Annotated in this window: 17 protein-coding genes; 4 read left to right on the top strand and 13 right to left on the bottom strand. The window is 73.9% G+C overall.

All coding sequences use genetic code 11. The features are described 5' to 3' along the window. Position 1 precedes the first annotated feature (1 nt). The 3 genes from AB0L34_RS00435 to tmk form a co-directional block, all read right to left on the bottom strand. A complete protein-coding gene (locus tag AB0L34_RS00435; RefSeq protein WP_350701802.1) occupies positions 2-331 on the bottom strand; it encodes a YbaB/EbfC family nucleoid-associated protein in 330 nt (109 codons plus the stop codon). 147 nt (positions 332-478) lie between these two features. After that, positions 479-1768: a DNA polymerase III subunit delta' gene (locus AB0L34_RS00430; RefSeq protein WP_363700646.1), complete on the bottom strand. Its 1290-nt coding sequence runs from the start codon at positions 1766-1768 to the stop codon at positions 479-481. Beyond that, positions 1768-3867 carry a dTMP kinase gene (tmk, locus tag AB0L34_RS00425; protein ID WP_363700735.1) on the bottom strand — a complete coding sequence of 700 codons (2100 nt, stop codon included), beginning with the start codon at positions 3865-3867 and terminating at the stop codon, positions 1768-1770. The genes AB0L34_RS00430 and tmk overlap by 1 nt, the downstream gene beginning before the upstream one ends. Before the next feature lie 299 nt (positions 3868-4166). Here tmk and AB0L34_RS00420 point away from each other — a divergent pair, with 299 nt between their 5' ends. Further along, entirely contained in the window at positions 4167-5375 is a 1209-nt protein-coding gene (locus AB0L34_RS00420; RefSeq protein ID WP_363700644.1) for an alanine racemase, read from the top strand. 243 nt (positions 5376-5618) lie between these two features. On the opposite strand, the gene AB0L34_RS00415 is transcribed toward AB0L34_RS00420, so the two are convergent. Beyond that, positions 5619-6194 (bottom strand): TetR family transcriptional regulator, encoded by a 576-nt coding sequence (locus tag AB0L34_RS00415; RefSeq protein WP_363700642.1) that lies wholly within the window; start codon positions 6192-6194, stop codon positions 5619-5621. Positions 6195-6419: 225 nt separating this feature from the next. On the opposite strand from AB0L34_RS00415, the gene AB0L34_RS00410 reads away from it, so the two are divergent. Next, positions 6420-7733, top strand: coding sequence for a D-arabinono-1,4-lactone oxidase (locus AB0L34_RS00410; RefSeq protein WP_363700640.1), 1314 nt, complete (start codon positions 6420-6422; stop codon positions 7731-7733). Positions 7734-7742: 9 nt separating this feature from the next. Here AB0L34_RS00410 and topA read toward each other — a convergent pair whose 3' ends face one another. From topA to AB0L34_RS00380, 6 genes are all read right to left on the bottom strand, one after another. After that, positions 7743-10571, bottom strand: a complete 2829-nt coding sequence (topA, locus tag AB0L34_RS00405) for a type I DNA topoisomerase (protein WP_363700638.1) — start codon at positions 10569-10571, stop codon at positions 7743-7745. A 353-nt stretch (positions 10572-10924) separates the two neighbouring features. After that, positions 10925-11629 carry a hypothetical protein gene (locus AB0L34_RS00400; protein WP_363700733.1) on the bottom strand — a complete coding sequence of 235 codons (705 nt, stop codon included), beginning with the start codon at positions 11627-11629 and terminating at the stop codon, positions 10925-10927. Beyond that, positions 11626-12168 carry a hypothetical protein gene (locus AB0L34_RS00395; RefSeq protein WP_363700636.1) on the bottom strand — a complete coding sequence of 181 codons (543 nt, stop codon included), beginning with the start codon at positions 12166-12168 and terminating at the stop codon, positions 11626-11628. The genes AB0L34_RS00400 and AB0L34_RS00395 overlap by 4 nt, the downstream gene beginning before the upstream one ends. A 109-nt stretch (positions 12169-12277) precedes the next feature. Then, on the bottom strand, positions 12278-14632 hold the full coding sequence (locus AB0L34_RS00390; RefSeq protein WP_350701813.1) for a sodium-translocating pyrophosphatase: 2355 nt from the start codon (positions 14630-14632) through the stop codon (positions 12278-12280). 370 nt (positions 14633-15002) lie between these two features. Continuing rightward, positions 15003-15443, bottom strand: a complete 441-nt coding sequence (locus tag AB0L34_RS00385; RefSeq protein WP_357452553.1) for an ATP-binding protein — start codon at positions 15441-15443, stop codon at positions 15003-15005. Beyond that, on the bottom strand, positions 15443-15799 hold the full coding sequence (locus tag AB0L34_RS00380; protein WP_282263055.1) for an STAS domain-containing protein: 357 nt from the start codon (positions 15797-15799) through the stop codon (positions 15443-15445). The genes AB0L34_RS00385 and AB0L34_RS00380 overlap by 1 nt, the downstream gene beginning before the upstream one ends. A 343-nt stretch (positions 15800-16142) precedes the next feature. Here AB0L34_RS00380 and AB0L34_RS00375 point away from each other — a divergent pair, with 343 nt between their 5' ends. Both AB0L34_RS00375 and AB0L34_RS00370 read left to right on the top strand, forming a co-directional pair. Then, positions 16143-18575 carry a DEAD/DEAH box helicase gene (locus tag AB0L34_RS00375; RefSeq protein WP_363700731.1) on the top strand — a complete coding sequence of 811 codons (2433 nt, stop codon included), beginning with the start codon at positions 16143-16145 and terminating at the stop codon, positions 18573-18575. A 272-nt stretch (positions 18576-18847) separates the two neighbouring features. Next, the gene (locus AB0L34_RS00370) at positions 18848-19426 is read left to right on the top strand and encodes a hypothetical protein (protein WP_363700633.1); all 579 of its coding nucleotides are present in this window, start codon (positions 18848-18850) and stop codon (positions 19424-19426) included. A gap of 216 nt (positions 19427-19642) precedes the next feature. On the opposite strand, the gene AB0L34_RS00365 is transcribed toward AB0L34_RS00370, so the two are convergent. From AB0L34_RS00365 to AB0L34_RS00355, 3 genes are read right to left on the bottom strand one after another with little or no spacing between them, the layout of a single operon-like run. Continuing rightward, positions 19643-20023, bottom strand: a complete 381-nt coding sequence (locus AB0L34_RS00365; protein WP_363700632.1) for an Rv3654c family TadE-like protein — start codon at positions 20021-20023, stop codon at positions 19643-19645. A gap of 11 nt (positions 20024-20034) precedes the next feature. Next, a complete protein-coding gene (locus AB0L34_RS00360) occupies positions 20035-20403 on the bottom strand; it encodes a TadE family type IV pilus minor pilin (RefSeq protein WP_363700630.1) in 369 nt (122 codons plus the stop codon). Continuing rightward, entirely contained in the window at positions 20400-20567 is a 168-nt protein-coding gene (locus AB0L34_RS00355; RefSeq protein WP_076470820.1) for a DUF4244 domain-containing protein, read from the bottom strand. Before AB0L34_RS00355 ends, AB0L34_RS00360 begins: the two co-directional genes overlap by 4 nt. Between the last annotated feature and the right edge of the window lie 8 nt (positions 20568-20575).

Raw genomic sequence — 20575 nt, 5'->3', positions numbered from 1 at the left:
GTCAGGCTCCCGCCAGCGGACGGTAGGCGGCGAAGGTCTCGTTGTGCAGCTTCTCCCGGGCCCACTGGGCGGCATCCGCCGCAGCGGTGACCGCGGCCTGCACCGAGCCGGCGACGTCCCGGGGGCTGCGGGTGTGCAGCGGGCCGAGGAACCGGACGTCGGTGATCCGCCCGCCGGCGGTAACCACCACCTCGACCAGCCCGTCGGGCGACCGGACGGTGACCTCGACGGTCGCCACCGCCCGGTCGAACTCGGCCTGGAGGGACTCGATCCGGCGGTAACGCCGCACCGCCTCCTCGATCCAGGCCTCGTCGATCTCCCCCCGCGACATCGGCGGACTCCTCCCGGAACAGGTCATCACTGAGCGTGCCGCCACCGTCACGGCACACCGGACCGTACCGCACAGCAATTGCGGCTGTCGATGCCTGTGGACAACCGACGCGGCCGGCGGAATCCGGCCCGGTGCCGAACGGGCGGGTCAGCCCTTCCAGAGCGCGAGCATCATCGCCTCGACGGCGATCCGGGGCTTGACGTTCGCCTCGATCGCCGCCCGGCACTCCAGCACCGCCTCCAGGCGGCGCAGCGCCCCCTCGGCGTCCCACTTCTGCGCGCCCGCCCCGGCCAGCGCGGCGGTGTCGGTGTGCACCGGCGCCACTGGGGCGCGCAGCGCCATGGTGAGCGCGTCCCGGTAGAAGCCGGCCAGGTCGACCAGGGCGCGGTCGAGCGCGTCCCGCTGCGCCCGGGTGGCCCGCGACTTCTGCCGCTTCTCCAGGTCCTTGAGCTGGCCGGCGGCGCCCCGGATCGCGCCGGCCGCGCCCCGCCCGGTGCCGCCGGCGCCGAGTGCCGTCTCCAGCGCCGCCCGCTCGGTCGCGTCGGTCTCCGCCACCGACGCCGCCGCCTCCGCCTCCGCCGCCTCGATGAGCGCCGACGCCGCGTCGAACGCGGCCCCCACGCCGGTCAGCCGGCGCGGCACCGCGAGCACCGCCTCCCGGCGGGTGCGCGCCTCCGGGTCGCGGGCCAGGCGGCGGGCCCGGCCCACATGCCCCTGCGCGGCCGCCGCCGCCCACTGCGCCACGTCGGGCGCCACGCCGTCCCGGCGGGCCAGCACCTCGGCCACCGCCTCGGCCGCCGGCTGCCGCAGCGGTACGACCCGGCAGCGCGACCGGATGGTCACCGAGATGTCGTCCGGGTGGGTGGACGGGGCACAGAGCAGGAAGACCGTACGCGGCGGCGGCTCCTCGATGGCCTTGAGCAGCGCGTTGCCGGCGGCCTCCGTGAGCCGGTCCGCGTCCTCGATGACCACCACCTGCCACCGCCCGCCCGACGGGGTGCTGGCGGCGCGCAGCACCAGCGCCCGCATCTCGTTGACGCCGATGGAGAGCCCCTCCGGCACCACCAGCCGGACGTCGGCGTGCGTGCCGGCCATCGTGGTGTGGCAGCCGGGGCACTGGCCGCAGCCGGTGCCGTACGCGCACTGCAGGGCGGCGGCGAAGGCCCGGGCCGCCACCGACCGGCCCGACCCGGGCGGCCCGGTGAAGATCCAGGCGTGCGTCATCCCCGCCCCGGGATCGACGGCGGCACCCGCCCCCGCGCCCCCGGCGCCCGCGCCCTCGGCCTCCTCGGCGAGCGCGTCGAACTCGTCCCCGGCGGCGTCGGTCGTGGGCGCGACGGCGGCGGCGCGCAGCACGGCCGCCGCCGAGGCGGCGGCGCGGCGCAGCGTGTCGACCGCCTCGTCCTGCCCGACCAGGTCGGCGAAGACGTCCGGCATCAGGTCCGATGCTCCATCGTCACCAGCTCCGATTCGGATAACTCCGGCTGCACCGAGGTGTCCGGCCCCTGGGCGGGGCGCGGGTGCACGATGCCGCCCGGGGTGCCCAGCATCTCCTCGACCCGCCGGGCCACCTGCTCGGCGATCTCCTCGACCGGGCGGGACGCGTCGAGCACCAGATAGCGCTTCGGGTCGGCGGCGGCGAGGTCGAGGAAGGCGTACCGGACCCGCTCGTGGAAGGCGACCGACTCGGCCTCCACGTGGTCGGCCGCCTCGGCGCGGGACGCCACCCGGGACAGGCCGGTGTGCGGGTCGACGTCGAGCAGCACCACGAGGTCGGGCTTGAGCCCGCCGGTGGCCCAGGAGGACAGCCAGGAGACCTCGTCGACGGGGAGGGTCCGCCCCGCCCCCTGGTACGCCAGGGACGAGTCGACGTACCGGTCGCTGATCACCACCGCGCCGCGGACGAGCGCCGGCCGGACGACGGTGGCCACGTGGTGCGCCCGGTCGGCGGCGTAGAGCAGCGCCTCGGCGCGCGGCGACGGCACGTCGGACCCGGGCGCGCCGAGCAGCAGCGACCGGATCCGCTCGCCGACGGCGGTGGCGCCCGGCTCGCGGGTGACCACCACGTCGCGCCCCTGCCCGCCCAGCCGCTCGGCGAGCGCGGCGAGCTGGGTGGACTTACCGGCGCCCTCGCCGCCCTCGAAGACCACGAAGAGGCCGGCGGAGACGAACGGCTCGGCGGGCATCAGCGGGCGGCCCCGGATGGAGCCCCAGAGGTCGGCCAGGACGGGGACGCCCTTCTTGTCGTCCATCTGCCCGAACGCGCTGATCCCGGCGAAGATGCCGGCGGTGCCGGCGGCGAGCAGCAGCAGCCGGGTGGACGAGATCGAGACGCCCAGGTCGGCCAGTTCCAGCCGGCGCGAGCCGCCGACGCCGGCGAGCAGGCTGCTCAGGCCGATCGCCAGGATCAGCACCAGCCGGGTGCCGATCTGCACCACCGCGAAGACCCGGCCCCGCACCTCGTCGGCGATCTCCCCGCCGAGCAGGGTGGTACCGGAGAGGAAGGCCATGCCGGCGCCCGCGCCGACCAGGACCGCGCCCACCATCGCCATGGACAGGTGGATGGCGAAGGCCAGGGTCATCACCGAGGCGCTGGCCAGCACGATGCTCATGCCGAACCAGCGCCGCCGGGACATGTCCTTGACGATCATCGGGCCGAGCCCGATGCCGAGCGCGAGACCGACGAAGATGGCGCCGAAGAGCAGGTAGAAGGCGGCATCGCCGGCGCCGAGCGAGGTGGCGAAGAACTTGGCGGTGCCGATCACGATGCCGCCGCCGGCGAAGGCGCCGAAGATGCCGAGCACCAGGCCGCGCACCAGGGGGGTCTGCCCGATGAATTGCCAGCCCTCCTTGAACTGGCGCAGCATGCCCTGCTCGCCGCCGCCCCGCTCCGCGGCCTGCCCCTGGCTGATCTCCTTGATGCCGTACGCCACCACCAGCGCGGTGGCCAGCCGGGAGAACGCGTTGAACCAGAGCGCCAGGTCGGCCGGCTCCGCCCAGTTGGGCGTCGAGCCCCCGGTGGCCGCCCGCACGATGCCGTCGAGCGCGGCGAGGATCAGTGCGGCGAGGACCGGCGTGAGGCCGTACGTGGTGATCAGCGTGAGCTGGTTGGCGGCCTCCAACCGGGCGCGCGGGATCAGGTTGGGGACCGCGGCCTCCTTGGCCGGGATCCACAGCAGCGTGAGCGACTCGATCAGGAAGGTGGCGATCGCCGCCCAGGCGACCACCGCCCCGCCGGGGGCGCCGAGCAGCGCGGCCAGCGGGATCGAGGCGAAGAGCAGGAACCGCAGCACGTCGCAGATGACCATCGTCCAGCGCCGGTCGAACCGGTCGGCCAGCACGCCGGCGACCGGGCCGAGCACCAGCGCCGGCAGCAGCCGGATGGCGATGACGCCACCGAAGGCGGCGCCCTGGGCGGTGCTCCCCTCGACCTGGGAGGCGGCGAAGACCGAGGTGGCGAGCAGGCCGAACCAGTCGCCGAACGAGGCCGCGCCGAGGACGATCCAGAGCCGGCGGAACGGCGTGATCCGCAGCACCGACCGGATGCCGGCGTAGCCGGACAGGTCGGCCTTGGGCTGGTCGGCGGTGCCGTCGGGCTTGTTCGATGACGACGACACGCCGGGCGACTCGCCGTTGAACTGGCTTTCGATGGCCGTACCTCCACGTGCCGGCCCATCGCTGGGCAGTCCCGGTGGAACACTCTAGACCCGGTGGGGAACCTTCCCCGCCGCGACATTCTCCTGCTCGCCGAGCCTAGGCCGCCGCGGCCACCGCCGTCAGCCCGGACAGACGCGAGGGTATTTCGCATTCACTCCCAGACAGTTAGCGTGCAGACGTGGCCACCGAAAGCGACAGACTCCGTGAGCGGCTCGACCGGGCGACCGCGCACCTCGACCCGCCGTACGCCGTGGTCGACCTCGCCACCTTCGACGGCAACGCCGCCGCGCTGGCCGGCCGCGCCGGTGGCAAGCCGATCCGCGTCGCCAGCAAGTCGGTCCGCGCCCGGGAGCTGATCGGCCGGGCGCTGGGGCGGCCGGGCTGGCACGGCGTGATGGCCTTCACCCTGCCCGAGGCGATCTGGCTGGTCCGCGCCGGTGTGACCGACGACGCGCTGGTGGCGTACCCCACCGTCGACCGGGGGGCGCTCGCCGAGCTCGCCGCCGACCCGGCGCTCGCCGCCGCCGTCACGCTGATGGTCGACGGCACCGACCAACTCGACCTCGTCGACGCCGTGCGGGCTCCCGGCGGGCGTCCCGAGCTGCGGGTCTGCCTCGACCTGGACGCCTCCTGGCGACCGCTGGGCGGGCGGGTGCACATCGGGGTGCGCCGCTCGCCGGTGCACAGCGCCCGGGCGGCCGGCGCGCTCGCCGCCACCGTCGCGGGCCGCGCCGGCTTCCGGCTCGTCGGGCTGATGTCGTACGAGGCGCAGATCGCCGGCCTCGGGGACGCGCCGCCCGGGCGGGCGGTGCTCGGCTCCGCGATCCGGCTGGCCCAGCGCGGGTCGTACCGCGAGTTGCTGACCCGCCGGGCCGCGGCGGTGGCCGCCGTACGCGAACACGCCGACCTGGAGTTCGTCAACGGCGGCGGCACCGGCAGCCTGGCCGCGACCAGCGCCGATCCCGCGGTCACCGAGGTCACCGCGGGATCGGGCCTGTACGGGCCGACGCTGTTCGACGCCTACCGCGCCTGGCGCCCCACCCCGGCGGCGTTCTTCGCCTGCGCGGTGGTCCGCCGCCCGGCGCCCGGCCTGGCCACCGTGCTCGGCGGCGGCTGGGTCGCCTCCGGCCCGGCGGAGGACAGCCGGCTGCCCCGCCCGTGGCTGCCCGGGGGGCTGAAGCTGGTCGGCACCGAGGGGGCCGGCGAGGTGCAGACCCCGCTGGCCGGCACGGCGGCCGCCACCCTGCGGGTCGGCGACCGGGTCTGGTTCCGGCACGCGAAGGCCGGCGAGCTGTGCGAGCACGTCAACGAGCTGCACCTGGTCGAGGGGGATGCGGTCGTGACCACCGTGCCCACCTACCGGGGCGAGGGCCACGCCTTCCTCTGAGACCCACCGACCCGGCGCACCCCGGGCCGTCTGCCGCTTTCCGCCGCCCGGCGCACCCCGGGCCGTCGTGCCCTGTCCACCGGCCGGCGCACCCCGGCCGTTCCGTCCTTACCGCACCTGTCGCCCGGCGCACCCCGGGTACGTCCTACGCACCGTGTCGTTCCGCACCGCGCTTCGCGCCCGGCGCACCCCGGGCCTTCCGTCCGGTCCCGCCACCCACGCACCCGGGCCGGCGGACCGGGGTCAGCCGGGCTGGCCGGCGTCGGCCGGGGCGTCGACCTGTCGGTGCAGGTACTCCCGGATCAGCGCCTTCGCCTCGGCCAGCACCCGCTCGTCGCCCTCCGGCAGCCGACGGAACGCCAGCTTGATCAGCGCGTCGGCCGTCTCCACGGCGATCTCCAGATGGAACTGGAGGTCGGGGACGTCGGTCAGACCGAAGCGCTCGCCGAGCACGCGGGCCAACTGGTCCGCGATCACCCCGTTGTTGTCCCGCTGCTCATCGAGCAGGTGCAGGTCGACCACGTCGCCGAAGTGCAGGGTACGGAATCCCGGGACGGTGCGGTGCATCGTGATGTACTCGTCGATCCCCGCGTCGACCCCGTCCCACCAGTGGGTCAGGTCGTCGGAGGCGAAACGCTCGTCGAGCCGCTGGAGGTAGGACTCCATCGTGCGCAGGGTGAGCGCCTGCACGATCGCCCGCTTGTCCGGAAAGAACTGGTACACCGACCCGATCGCCACCTCGGCACGCTCGGCGAGCAGGGTCGTGGTGAGCCCCTCGTACCCCACCTCGTCGACAAGTTCGGCACAGGCGTCCAGCATCCGCTGGACCCGAGCGACACTTCGACCCTGCACCGGTACGCGGCGCAGCGGCCCGGCTGTGGCGGCTGGTGTGGACACTCGGCGCCACCCCCCTTCGACGGATGAACATATCTGCACGTCACGAGTTCGTGACTACCGGTACAACGAGCAAGACTCGATTGCGGTATTTACCTGCGACAACGTTCCTGATATGAAGTCAGTTCACATTCATGTCGAGGAGTGTGCATGGCCGGCACCGCAGGCTCCACCACCGCCTGGTCCAACTGGGCCGGCAACCAGCGCGCCACCGCCACCGCCATCCTGCGCCCCACCTCTCTCTCCGACGTCACCGATGCCATACGCGCCGCCGCGGCGGCCGGAGACCGGATCCGGGTGGTCGGCAGCGGCCACTCCTTCACCGGCGTCGCGGTCACCGACGGACGGCGGATGGAACTGACCGCACTGGACACCGGCGTACGCGTCGACGTCGACCGCCGACTGGTCACCGTACCGGCCGGGATCACCCTGTGCGCGCTCAACGACCTGCTCGCCGCGCACGGTCTCGCGCTGCCCAACCTCGGCGACATCGACGCGCAGACGATCGCCGGGGCGATCTCCACCGGCACCCACGGCACCGGTGCCGCGTACGGCTGCCTGTCGACGTTCGTCGAGGCGCTCACCCTCGTCACCGGCACCGGCGAGGTGCTGCGCTGCTCCGCCGACGAGAACCCCGACGTCTTCGCCGCCGCCCGGGTCTCCCTGGGCGCCCTCGGCGTGCTGGTCGAGGTCACCCTGCGCTGCGTGGACGCCTTCGTGCTGCACGCGCACGAGCGGCCGGCGCCGCTGGACGCCGTGCTGGCCGACCTGCCGGCGCTGGTCGAGGGGCACGACCACGCGGAGTTCTACTGGTTCCCGTACACCGACCGGGTGCAGGTCAAGACCAACGACCGGGTGCCCGTCGACGACCGGCCGCTGCCCCGGTGGCGCGGGTGGCTGGACGACGACTTCCTCTCCAACACCGTCTTCGAGGGCGCCTGCCGGCTCGGCCGCGCCGTGCCGGCACTCGCCCCGAGGATCAGCGCGCTCTCCGCGCGGGCGCTCACCGAACGCCGCTACACGGGCCGCTCCGACAAGGTGTTCTGCACCCCGCGCCGGGTCCGCTTCGTGGAGATGGAGTACGGGCTGCCGCGCGAGGCGCTCGGCGAGGCGCTCGGCGCGCTCCGGCGGATCGTGGACGGCCTGCCCTTCAAGGTGCTCTTCCCCGTGGAGGTGCGGTTCACCGCCGCCGACGACATCTGGCTCTCCCACGGGTACGGGCGCGAGTCGGCGTACGTGGCGGTCCACCAGTACGTCGGCATGCCGTACGAGCCGTACTTCCGCGCGTTCGAGCAGGTCGCGGAGGGGTTGGGCGGTCGCCCGCACTGGGGCAAGCTGCACTGGCGGGACGCGGGGTCGCTGGCCCCCGCGTACCCCCGCTTCCCGGACTTCCTGGCAGAACGCGACCGCCTGGACCCCGACCGTCTCTTCACCAACCCGCACCTCACCCGGATCCTCGGCTGAGGTGGCGGGTCAGTCGGCGGTGGTGGTGGCCTTCCGGGGGGCCGCCTTCTTGGCCGGGGCCTTCTTCGCCGTGGTGGCCTTGGCCGTCGTCGTCTTCTTGGCGGCCGTGGACTTGGTCGCCGCGGCCGTCTTCTTCGTCGCCGCGGCCTTCTTGGCGGGTGCCTTCTTCGCGGCGGCCTTCTTCTTCGGCGCCGGGCCCTTCGCGCGCTTCTCGGCGAGCATCTCGGAGGCTTCCTCGATGCTCAGCGCCTCCGGGGTCTGGCCCCGGCGCAGCGACGCGTTGGTCTCCCCGTCCGTGACGTACGGGCCGAACCGACCGTCCTTGATGACCAGCGGCTTCTCGGTCAGCGGGTCGACGCCCATCTCCCGCAGGGGCGGCGCGGCGGCCCGACGCTGGCGGGTCTTCGGGGCGGCCAGCAGGGCCAGCGCCTCGTCCAGCGTGACGGTGAACATCTTGTCCTCGGAGTCCAGCGAGCGGAACTCGTCGCCGCGCTTGACGTACGGGCCGTAGCGGCCGTTGTTCGCGAAGACCTCGACACCGTCCGGGGCCACGCCGACCAGCCGGGGCAGGCTAAGCAGCTTCAGCGCCTCGTCGAGGGTGAGCGAGTCCGGCGACTGCGAGCGCAGCAGCGACGACTTGCGCTCGCCGCTGGCCACGTACGGGCCGAAGCGGCCCGACTTGAGCAGGATCGGCTCGCCGGTGGCCGGGTCGTCGCCGAGCTTCCGCTCGCCCCCGCCCCCGAGGAACAGCTCGTGCACCTTCTCCGGGGTCAGCTCGTCCGGCGCCAGCCCCTCGGGGATCGGCGCCCGGTCGCCCTGGCCGGCGCCCTCCTCGCCCTCCGCGGCGGGCGCCGGCTGCTCGCCCGGCACCGCCCGCTGGAGGTACGGGCCGTAGCGGCCGACCCGGACGACGACCTCGCGGCCGTCGTCGTCGGTGAACAGCGGGATCGAGTTGACGCTGCGCGCGTCGATCTCGCTGAGGTTCTCGGTGACCAGCTTCTTCAGGCCGCCGGAGCGGGCGATGTCCCGGTCGCCGGCGCCGTTGGCGCTGCCGAAGTAGAACGCGGTGAGGAAGTCGACCGCCGCGTGGTCGCCGCCGGCGATCTCGTCCAGCTCGTTCTCCATGCTGGCCGTGAAGTCGTAGTCGACCAGGCGCGGGTAGTGCCGCTCCAGCAGGCCGATCACGGCGAACGCCAGGAATGACGGGATCATCGCCTGGCCGCGCTTGAAGACGTACCCGCGGTCCTGGATGGTCTGCATGATCGACGCGTACGTCGAGGGACGGCCGATGCCCAGCTCTTCGAGGGCCTTGACCAGCGACGCCTCGGTGTAGCGCGACGGTGGCTGGGTGTGGTGGCCCTGCGCGGCCAGCTCGTCGGCGGTGAGCGGCTGGTCCTTGACGAGGGTGGGCAGCCGGCGCTCCGCGTCCTCGGCCTCGGCGTTCTCGTCGTCGCTCGACTCGACGTACGCGCGCAGGAAGCCCGGATCGGTGATGGTCTTGCCGGTGGCGCCGAAGTCGGCCTCCTCCTGCGCCGAGGAGACGGCGCGGATGCGCACCGAGACACTGGAGCCGACGGCGTCGGTCATCTGCGAGGCGATGGTGCGCCGCCAGATCAGCTCGTAGAGCTTGAACTCCTCGGCCGACAGCTCCTTGGCCACGTCGCCCGGGGTGCGGAAGTTGTCCCCCGCCGGGCGGATCGCCTCGTGCGCCTCCTGCGCGTTCTTCACCTTTCCGGTGTAGCGGCGCGGCTCCGGCGGCACGCTGCGCTCGCCGTACAGCTCGACGATCTGCCGGCGGGCCGCCGCGATGGCGGTCTCCGACAGGTTCACCGAGTCGGTACGCATGTAGGTGATGTAGCCGTTCTCGTAGAGGCGCTGCGCGGTGCGCATCGTCTGCTGCGACGAGAACCGCAGCTTGCGGGCCGCCTCCTGCTGGAGGGTGGAGGTGATGAACGGCGCGTACGGGCGACGCCGGTAGGGCTTCTCCTCGACGCGGGTGACGGTGAACGGCCGGCCCTCCAGGCGGGCCGCGAGCCCCCGGGCCCCGCCCTCGTCCAGGTGCACCACCCCGGCGCCGGGCTTCACGCGACCCGTGGTCGGCTCGAAGTCCTTGCCGGTGGCGATGCGGTCGCCGTTCAGCGCGACCAGGGTGGCGTTGAAGTTGCGCGGCCCCTCGCCGGCGTTCGTCACGGCGAGGGTGGCCAGGATGTCCCAGTATTCCGCCGTGCGGAAGGCCATCCGCTGCCGTTCCCGCTCCACCACGATCCGGGTCGCCACGGACTGCACCCGGCCCGCCGAGAGCTTCGGCATGACCTTCTTCCACAGCACGGGGGAGACCTCGTAGCCGTAGAGCCGGTCGAGGATGCGCCGGGCCTCCTGGGCGTCGACCAGGTCCCGGTCGATCTCGCGGGGGTTGGCCACCGCCGCCTGGATCGCCGGCTTGGTGATCTCGTGGAAGACCATCCGCTTGACCGGCACCTTGGGCTTGAGGGTCTCCACCAGGTGCCAGGCGATCGCCTCGCCCTCGCGGTCCTCGTCCGTCGCCAGGAAGATCTCGTCGACCTCCTTGGCCAGCTTCACCAGCTTGCTGATCTGCTGCTTGCGGTCGGCGGAGACCACGTAGAGGGCGTGGAAGCCGTTGTCGACGTCCACCCCGAGCCGCGCCCACGGCTCGCCCTTGTACTTCGCCGGCACGTCGGCGGCGTTGCGTGGAAGGTCCCGGACGTGGCCGAAGCTGGCCTCCACGACGTATCCCGGGCCGAGGTAGCCCGAGATCGTCTTGGCCTTCGCCGGTGACTCGACGATGACCAGACGGGTGGTTCCAGCGTTGCTCGGCACGTTTCTCCCCGACCTCACTCCTGCTCGCAGCCGCGCGGTGCCCGGTTCGGGCCCGCTTCCGACCCGCCGACCCCCGGCGGCCCGGACGTCCAACGTAACGCGCCGCCCGCGTTTCGGGTTTCGCGGGCGGCAAACCGCCCCCGGCGGGGCGGCACCTTCTCTCCGGCGGCGCTGGCGGTGCCGGACGGCGCCACCGTACACCGTGCGTGTGCCGGGGGGCGGGACACTGTGACGATGGCGGGCCGTCGGCCGAGGCGCCACCCGGCCGTTTTCCTGCGGATTTCCGCGTCCGGCTGTCCCGGATCGGACACCGGCGGAGCGGGGTGGGCCGGGTCAGGGGCAGCCGGGGCGGGTCAGGAGTGGCTGGGCCAGGCCGTCGGCGGGGCGGCGGGCGGCGGGTCCCCGACCAGCTCGGCCAGGCGGGCGAGCCGGCGGCGGCCGGTGATCCGGTACGCCGGGCCGCCGTCGGCCGGCCCCAGGAGGGCCCCGGACAGGCCGACCGCGGCGAGCGCCGCGCCGACCGGCTCCCAGCACTCCTCGTCGGCCACGCCGAGCCGGAGCAGGTAGCCGGGCGGCTCGGCCACGCCCGCCGCGGCGAGCCAGAGCCGCAGCCGCCGGCCGTTGAGGTGGAAGCCGGCGGGCGGACGCTTGCCGGGGCCGCGCAGCCAGGCCACCGCGAGCGGCTTCAGGGTGCGGGCGTACGAGGTGCGCACCGCGTGCCGCCCGTCGGCGGTCGCCTCCCAGGTGGCCGCCACCCCACGCAGCGCCAGCTCGGCGACGAGCACGTGCACGCGCCAGGCGGCGTCCACCACCACGGAGAGGCGGGCCGTCCCGCCCATCCGGACCACCTCGCCCGGACCGGCGAGCAGCCCGGCGAGGTCCGCGAGGGACGGGTCCGCCGCCTCGGCGGCGAAGAACGGCAGTTGCCGGGCGGAGTCGTCGACGTCGCCCGGCGGGGGCGGGGCGGCCCGGCGGGGCGCCGGCGCCACCCGGTCCGGCTCGGGCGCCGGGAACAGCGCGGGCGGCGTCCGGCCGTCCGACTCACCGGTCCCGCTCAGCGACACTCCGGCACCTCGTCGAAGGCCCGTTTCAACTCCTCCGAGTTGAGCCGGCTGGTGTCGAGCGCGCTGGCGTCGTACTCCTTGTTGAGGGTCTCCACGGCGGCGCGGACGCCGTCGTAGAAGGCGGTGGGCTGGCCCGTGCTCAGCCCGTCGATGGTGTCCCGGGCCCGGCCGTACGCGTCGCGCATCTTCTCCAGGGACGCGCGGAAGCCGGCGGAGACCTCCGCACCGTGCTCGGCCTCCGGGATGCCGGCCTGCTCGACCTTGCGCCGGGCGGTCTCGCTGGCCTGCTCCGCGCCGCCGAAGAGCCGCACCAGGTTCTCCTTCGCCTGCGCCGGGGTGGTCTGGGCGGTCATCTGCTGGTCGGTGCTGCTGGTCAGCTTGCTGATCTCGGCCCGCCACGGGGTGAGCGCCGAGCAGACCGAGGCGGCCCACGCCTGCGGGCTGGGGCCGCCACCGCAGCCGGCGGCCACGAGGACGAGCGTGGCCAGGACCACCGTGAGCTTTCCGGCGGTTGTCGCCCGGCACGTGCGCATGCGAAGCAGCGTACGGCCTGTGTCGAGCCGGGGCACCGGTCAGGTTTGCCGCGGCGGCACGGTCCCCGGCCGGCCACGCGGGCCGACCGGGGACCGGATGCCGGACGGATCAGGCGTTGACCGTCTCCGGTCGCTGGTCCGGGCTGCCGGTGCCGGTGCCGGCACCGGAGTCGGACATCGCCACGCCCTTGCGCTTGCTGAACACCACCGCCGCGACGACGATCAGCGTCGCCACCACGGCGATGCCGACCCGCAGGGCGGTGTTCTTCTCGTCGCCCACGCTCCAGGCCACCACGGCCGGCGCGATCAGCAGCGAGACCAGGTTCATCACCTTGATCAGCGGGTTGATCGCCGGGCCGGCGGTGTCCTTGAACGGGTCGCCGACGGTGTCGCCGATGACGGTCGCGGCGTGCGACTCGGAGCCCTTGCCGCCGTACGCGCCGTCCTCGACGAGCTTCTTCGCGTTGTCCCAGGCGCCACCCGAGTTGGCCAGGAAGACCGCCATCAGCGTGCCGGCCCCGATCGCCCCGGCCAGGTACGCCGCGAGCGCGCCCGGCCCGAGGCCGAAGCCGACCGCGATCGGGGCGAGGATGGCGAGCAGGCCGGGGGTCATCAGCTCGCGCTGCGCGTCCCGGGTGCAGATGTCGACGACCTTGCCGTACTCGGGGCGCTGGGTGCGGTCCATGATCCCGGGCAGCTCGCGGAACTGCCGGCGGACCTCCATCACGACCGCGCCGGCCGAGCGGGAGACCGCGTTGATGGCGAGCCCGGAGAAGAGGAAGACCACCGCCGCGCCGATGATCAGGCCGACCAGGTTGCGCGGGTTCGCCACGTTCAGCGAGTTGAGGATCTCGGCGCCGACGTCGCCCACCCCGGCGTCGGAGTACGCGGTGCGCAGCGTGTCGGTGTAGGAGCCGAAGAGCGCCGTCGCGGCGAGTACGGCCGTGGCGATCGCGATGCCCTTGGTGATCGCCTTGGTGGTGTTGCCGACCGCGTCCAGCTCGGTCAGCGTCCGGGCGCCGTGCTCGTCGATGTCGCCGGACATCTCCGCCACGCCCTGGGCGTTGTCGGAGATCGGGCCGAACGTGTCCATCGCGACGATCACACCGACCGTGGTGAGCAGGCCGGTGCCGGCCAGCGCCACGGCGAACAGCGAGAGCGTGATGGAGCTGCCGCCGAGCAGGAACGCGCCGAACACCCCGGCGCCGATCAGCAGCGCCGAGTAGACCGCCGACTCCAGGCCGACGCTGATGCCGGCGAGGATGACGGTGGCGGGGCCGGTCTGGGAGCTCTTGCCGATGTCCTGCACCGGGCGCCGGTCGGTCTCGGTGAAGTAGCCGGTCAGCGCCTGGATCGCGGCGGCCAGCACGATGCCGATGACGACCGCGCCGATGGCGACGACCCGCGGGTTCTCGTCGACGTCGGTGAGCCCGCCCTCCAGCTCGGCGAAGGTGGCCGGCAGGTACGCGTACGTGGCGACCGCGACCAGCACCGCGGACAGCAGCGCGGAGATGTAGAAGGCCCGGTTGATCGCGGTCAGGCCGCTGCGGTCCGAGGCGCGCAGCCGGGTGATGAAGACGCCGACGATCGCGATGAGCACGCCGATGGTGGAGATGATCAGCGGGAAGACCAGGCCCTGCTCGCCGAAGGCGGCGCGACCGAGGATCAGCGCGGCGACCAGGGTCACGGCGTACGACTCGAAGAGGTCGGCGGCCATGCCGGCGCAGTCGCCGACGTTGTCGCCCACGTTGTCGGCGATGGTGGCGGCGTTGCGCGGGTCGTCCTCGGGGATGCCCTGCTCGACCTTGCCGACCAGGTCGGCGCCCACGTCGGCGGCCTTGGTGAAGATGCCGCCGCCGACCCGCATGAACATGGCGAGCAGCGCGGCGCCGAAGCCGAAGCCCTCCAGCACGGTCGGCGCGTCGCCCCGGAAGAAGAGCACGACCAGCGCGGCGCCGAAGAGGCCGAGCCCGACGGTGAGGAAGCCGACGACGCCGCCGGTGCGGAAGGCGATCTTCATGGCGCCCTCGCGGCCGCCCTGCCGTTCCCGGGCGGCGGCGGCGACCCGCAGGTTGGCCCGGGTGGCCAGCCACATGCCGGCGCCGCCGATGAACGCGCTGAACAGCGCGCCGACGACGAAGAAGGCGGAGCGCCCGATCTTCACCGCCGTCTCGTTGCCGTCGGTGTCGTGCACCGGCAGCAGGAAGAGCAGCACCACGGCGATGACCACGAAGATCGCCAGGGTGCGGAACTGCCGGAGCAGGTAGGCCGAGGCGCCCTCCTGAACCGCGCCGGAGATCTCCTGCATGTTGGTGGTGCCCTTGCCGGCGGCCAGTACGGCTTTCGTCAGTGCGGCGGCGAAGGCGAGCGCCACCAGCGCGATCACCGCGGCGATGACGACGTACGTGACATTGTTTCCGGTGAGGGAGATCCCGCCGCCCTCGGCGGCCAAGGTGTCGGACATCTGTGTCCTCCTGTACCGAACGCTCGCGCCGGCCGGTGGAGACGCACCGACCCGGCGCCTGGATGCGGATTCGCAAGCGCGCCAACCCACCCCGGCGGACCAGCGATGACACGGTTCCCGCTGGTTGCGGGATGCGATCACTTGCTGACAACCCGCGTACTGTAGCCCTCCGCAGTGTCGGAGGTCACACCGAGGGGGCACCCTGTCTCGATGATCTTCGTCGCTGTGTTACGAGAAAAAATCTGATATAGGAGTCCGTCCATGACAAGGAGGCCGCGTCCCTTCGCGGAACGCGGCCTGACGGCGTGCGACGCCCTCTGCCGGAGGGCGGTGGAGGAGCGACGCGGCCCCTCGCCGGGGCCGGGGCGGATCAGCTTCGGCGGCCCACGGGCCAGACCATCCGCACCTCGGTGCCGATGCCCTCGTCGACCGGGCGGACCTGGAGGTCCTCGACGAAGCCGGCGAGCAGCGCGAAGCCGACGCCGGTGGTGAGGTCGTCCTCGTTCAACGACTCGTTGGCGAGCTGGTCGGCGTCCAGCGCGGCCAGGCCGAGGCCGGCCTCGATCGGCGCGCGGTCGACGACCCGCACCGCGTACGCCCCGCTGTCGGACATCTCGACGAGCACCGGGTCGGACACGCCGTACTGTCGGTGCAGGGCGACCGCGCGCGTGCACGCCTCGCCGATGGCGAGGCGCACCTCGTCGAGCAGGTCCTCGCGGACCCCGGCGCGCCGGGCGACCGCCACGCCGACCAGGCGCGCGGTGCGCACGTGCACCGGGGCCGGCGAGAAGGAGAGCCGGACCGTGGCCATCACGCGCCAGCGCCGGCCGGGTCCGCGCCGATCGCCGCGTCGACCGTGGGATGCAACGGGAAGACCTGGTCGAGCGCGGTGATCCGGAAAATCTTGAGCAGCGGCTCCTTGTCGCAGACCAGCGCGAAAGAACCGCCGGCCGAGCGCAGCCGCTTGAGCGCGCCGACCAGCACGCCCAGGCCGGTGGAGTCGAGGAAGTCCACCCGGCCGAGGTCGACCACGACGTGGCGGGCCCCGCCGTCGATCAGTTCGAGGAGCCGTTCCCGCAGCCGGGGGGCGGTGTAGACGTCCACCTCACCGCCGACCTCAAGCACTGTGTGCTCGCCCACGGTGCGGGTCGCCAGCGACAGCTCCATCGGTCCTCCCTCGCAAGAGCCGTAAACTCTCCTGGGCATCTAACCATCCCCGCCGGATTCGGCTCTGCTCACCGGCGAAGGCATCCCCATACCCCGCTTTTCATCCCCGAACACCAGTGCGAGAGTGCAGGACGTGACCTCCGACAGCTTCAGCTCGGCACGTCTGACGCCGCGCGACGACCTGAAGCCGTCGTCCGACAGCTCCGGCTCGGCACCCCCGACGCCGCGCGACGACCTGAAGCCGTCGTCCGACAGCTCCGGCTCGGCACCCCCAGCGCCGCGCGACGACCTGAAGCCGTCGTCCGACAGCTCCGGCTCGGCACCCCCAGCGCCGCGCGACGACCTGAAGCCGTCGTCCGCAGCCACCGTGTCCGCAGGCGCCGGCCCCGGGCGATCGCCGGCCGACCTGCTGGGCCGGCTGCGCGCCCGCAACGGCGTCGATCCGGTCACCCACGTCGAACGGGTCCCGGCCAGGGCCGGCGAGCCCGCCCCGTGGCCGGGCTGGGCGCCGGAGGAGCTGCGCGCGGCGTTCGCCCGGCGCGGCGTGGTAGCGCCCTGGCGGCATCAGGCCGAGGCCGCCACCCTGGCGTACGACGGCCAGCACGTGGTGGTCGCCACCGGCACCGCGTCCGGCAAGTCCCTGGCCTACCAGCTCCCCGCGCTGGCCACCCTGCTCGCCGACCCCCGCGCCACCGTGCTCTACCTGGCGCCGACGAAGGCGCTCGCCGCCGACCAGTTGCGCGCCGTCGCCGCGCTGGAGCTGGAGGGCGTACGCCCCGCCTGCTACGACGGCGACACCCCGCGCGCCGAGCGGGAGTGGATCCGGCGGCACTCGCGGTTCGTGCTGACCAACCCGGACATGCTGCACCACGGCATCCTGCCCGGCCACGCCCAGTGGTCCGGGTTCCTGCGCCGGCTCACGTACGTGGTGATCGACGAGTGCCACACCTACCGGGGAGTCTTCGGCTCGCACGTGGCGCACGTGCTGCGCCGGCTGCGTAGGCAGTGCGCCCGGTTTGGGCGTACCCCCGTCTTCGTGCTGGCCTCGGCGACCTCCGGTGACCCGGCGGCGGCGGCCGGGCGACTCACCGGGCTGCCCGTCGCCGCCGTCACGGAGGACACCTCGCCGCGCGGCGGGGTGACCTTCGCGCTCTGGGAGCCGCCGCTGCTGCCGCCGGACTCCCACGCGGACCAGCAGGCGGACCTCACCCAGGTCCGCCGGTCGGCGCTGCGGGAGACGGCCGACCTGCTCGCCGACACGGTCGCCGAGGGGGTACGCACACTGGCCTTCGTGCGCTCCCGGCGCGGCGCCGAGGTGGTCGCCGCGAACGCCCGCCGCGCCCTCGACGAGGCGGTACCCGGCCTCGGCGACCGGGTGGCCGCCTACCGGGCCGGCTACCTGCGCGAGGAGCGACGCGGACTGGAACGCGCGCTGCTGCACGGCGACCTGCTCGGGCTGGCCTCGACCAACGCGCTGGAGCTGGGCGTCGACCTGATCGGGCTCGACGCGGTGCTGATCTGCGGTTACCCGGGCACGCGGGCCTCGCTGTGGCAGCAGGCCGGCCGAGCCGGGCGCTCCGGGCAGGAGGCGCTCGCCGTGCTGGTCGCCCGGGACGACCCGCTCGACACCTATCTGGTGCACCACCCGGAGGCGCTGTTCGGCCGGCCGGTGGAGGCGACCGTGCTCGACCCCGCCAACCCGTACGTGCTGGCCCCGCAGCTCGCCTGCGCGGCGGTCGAGGCGCCGCTGACCCCGGCTGACCTGGAACTCTTCGGCGACGGAGCCAAGGAGGCGGTGGACCAGCTCGTGGCGGCGGGGGCGCTGCGACAGCGGCCGACCGGCTGGTACTGGCGGCACCGGGAACGGCCGGAGGTGGACCTGCGCGGCGAGGGCGGCGCGCCGGTCTGCGTGGTGGAGGCGGCGACCGGGCGGCTGCTCGGCACCGTCGACGGCGGCTCGTCGCACTTCCTGCTCCACCCCGGCGCGGTCTACCTGCACCAGGGCGTCTCGTACGTGGTCGACTCGCTCGACCTGGCCGACGGGTGCGCGCTGGTGCACCCCGAGGAGCCGGACTGGTCCACCCACGCCCGGGACGTCACGTCGCTGTCGGTGGTGTCGGTCCGCTCGTACGTGGACGCCGGGCCCGTCGGCCTCTTCCTCGGCGAGGTCGACGTGACCAGCCAGGTGGTGTCGTACCAGCGACGACGGATCGCCTCCGGCGAGGTCATCGACACCCGCCCGCTGGACCTGCCGGCCCGGGAGCTGCGCACCGTGGCGGTCTGGTTCACCCTGTCGCCGCAGTCTCTGGCGGCCGCCGGCGTGGAGCCGGCAGACGTGCCGGGCGCGCTGCACGCCGCCGAGCACGCCGCGATCGGGCTGCTGCCGCTCACCGCCACCTGCGACCGCTGGGACATCGGCGGGCTCTCCACCGCCGTGCACCCGGACACCGAGGCGCCGACCGTCTTCGTCTACGACGGGCACCCCGGCGGGGCGGGGTTCGCGGAGCGCGCGTACGGCACGGCCGCGGCCTGGCTGCGGGCCACCCGGGACGCGATCGCGGAGTGCGGCTGCGAGGCGGGCTGCCCGTCCTGCGTGCAGTCCCCGAAGTGCGGCAACGGCAACAACCCGCTCTCGAAGCCGGACGCGGTGAAGGTGCTGGACGTGGTGCTCGCCAACCTGCCCGACGGCGTACCGGCGCCCCGCCGGTCCGGGGATGCCGATGGCGCCCCGGATCCTCGCGCCGCTGCTCCGGGTGACGCTGCCGTCCGGGACTGACCAGCCCGCCGCGCGCTGCCGTCCCACGCGGGGGCGGATTCCGGCGAGCGCGATCCGGCGACGGCTTCGGGCGGTGGGCTCTGGCGGCGGGCTCCGGCGGCGGGCCCGGCGACGCGATCTGGCGGTGGCTCCGGGTGGGCTCCGGCGGTGGGCTCCGGCGGTGGGTTCGGGGTGGCGAAGGCGCGGGTGACGACGGGGCCGCTCGCTACCTGAGGGCCGGCGGGACGGTTGAGCCTGTGCGACACTCCGGCCCACCCCTCGAAGGAGATCCCATGCAGCCCGACACCTTGCAGTCCCAGCAGCAGTTCCACATCCGGCAGCGGATCCGGATGATGGTCAACCAGTACGAGGTCCACGCCGTCGCACCGGACGGCTCCGAAGGCGGGATGCTGGCGTTCGCCCAGCAGAAGCGGCTCGCCTTCAAGGAGCAGGTGACGATCTACACCGACGACTCGAAGCAGCAGCCGCTGCTCGGCTTCAAGGCCCGCCAGCGCCTCGACATCGGCGCCACGTACGACGTGACCGACCACGCCGGCAACCCGATCGGCCTGTTCCGCAAGGACTTCGCCCAGTCGCTGCTCCGCTCCACGTGGCACGTGGAGCAGGCCGGCCTGCCGCAGATCACCGGCCAGGAACGCAGCATGCCGGTGGCGCTGCTGCGGCGCTTCGTCGACTCGCTGTCCTGGCTGCCGTACCACTTCGACTTCGTCGCCGGCGGCCAGCCCGTCTTCTCGGTGATCAAGCAGTGGGGCCTGCGCGACCGGTACGTCGTCCAGGTGCAGCACCCGCAGATCGACCGCCGACTCGTGATCGCGATGGCCGTCGCCCTCGACGCCCTCCAGGCACGCTGACCCACCGGCCCCGGGTACGCCTGGCGGCGCTCGACGGCGACGTGAGGTGCCGGATCACGGCGGCGCGAGGTGCCGGATCACGGCGGCGCGAGGTGCCGGATCACGGCGACGTGAGGTGCCGGATCACGGCGCCACGAGGCGGCGTTCCCGCCACCCGGCCCGGCTCCTTGCCGACCTGGCCGGGGCGACCTGGCCTCTGACCAATCCCTCTTCTGGTCAGCCTCCCTCCTCGTCAGCCCGGACCGGTCCGGCGCGGGCGGTCGCCGTGGCGGCCCGCGCCAGGCCGGGCAGCGGGGTGACGGCCACCTCCGCGGTCACCAGGAGGTCGAGGCCGTCGAGCCGGCAGTCCAACAGTGAGCCGCCGTTGGCGGCGGCGATCTCGGCTGCCCGACCGCACGCCGCCGTTTCGCCACGGAGGGCCTGCCCGGCACCGGCGAGCGCGCCGAAGTCCGCCGCGACCCGGGCCCGCTGCCGGGCGGTCTGGGCGGCACCGACGGCCGCCCCGAACAGGCCGACCAGGACGAACACCAGCCCGACCGCGAGCAGGCAGACGGTCGCTCCGCCACGCTCCCCGCCGGTTCCTCCGGGACGAGGCACTGACGAGCCGGTCACGGTCGGGCCGCCGGGACGCCGGGTTCCACCGCCGCGACCGCGGTCGCGGTCACGGTGATCCTGGGCAGCCGCGTGCCGAGTGCGCGTACGTGCCCTCGGACGGTGGCGGTGACCCGCTGGCCGTCGACCGTGACCGTGACCTCGGCGCCCGCCGGGGCCACCCGGCCGGCGGCGGCCACCCCGTCCTCGCCCCGGGAGGCGGCGAGCGCCGCCTCCCGGGCCGCGTGCAGGCAGCCCGCCCTCGTGCCGACGGCGTTCACCGCGGTCAGCCCGGTGAGCAGGAGCAGCAGGAGCGCCGGCAGGCCGGCCGCCAGTTCGGCGGTGAAGGAACCCCGGTCGCGGCCGGCCGACCGGCGCCAGCTCACTTGAGCGCCCGGTCGATGACGGCGGTCAACGCGGACTGCACGTTGCCGGAGGTCAGCACCTTCAGCAGGATCCCGGCGAAGGCGACGGCGGCGAGCGTGCCGACGGCGTACTCGGCTGTGTTCATCCCGGCGTCCCCGCGCAGGCGGGCGAGAAGTTTGCGCATGTGTGCTT

Origin of the sequence: Micromonospora sp. NPDC052213, assembly GCF_040679695.1 — a bacterium.
In the GTDB taxonomy this organism is placed as follows: domain Bacteria; phylum Actinomycetota; class Actinomycetes; order Mycobacteriales; family Micromonosporaceae; genus Micromonospora.
Note: the sequence above shows the minus strand (reverse complement) of the source record. Positions and strands in the feature narration are given on the sequence as shown.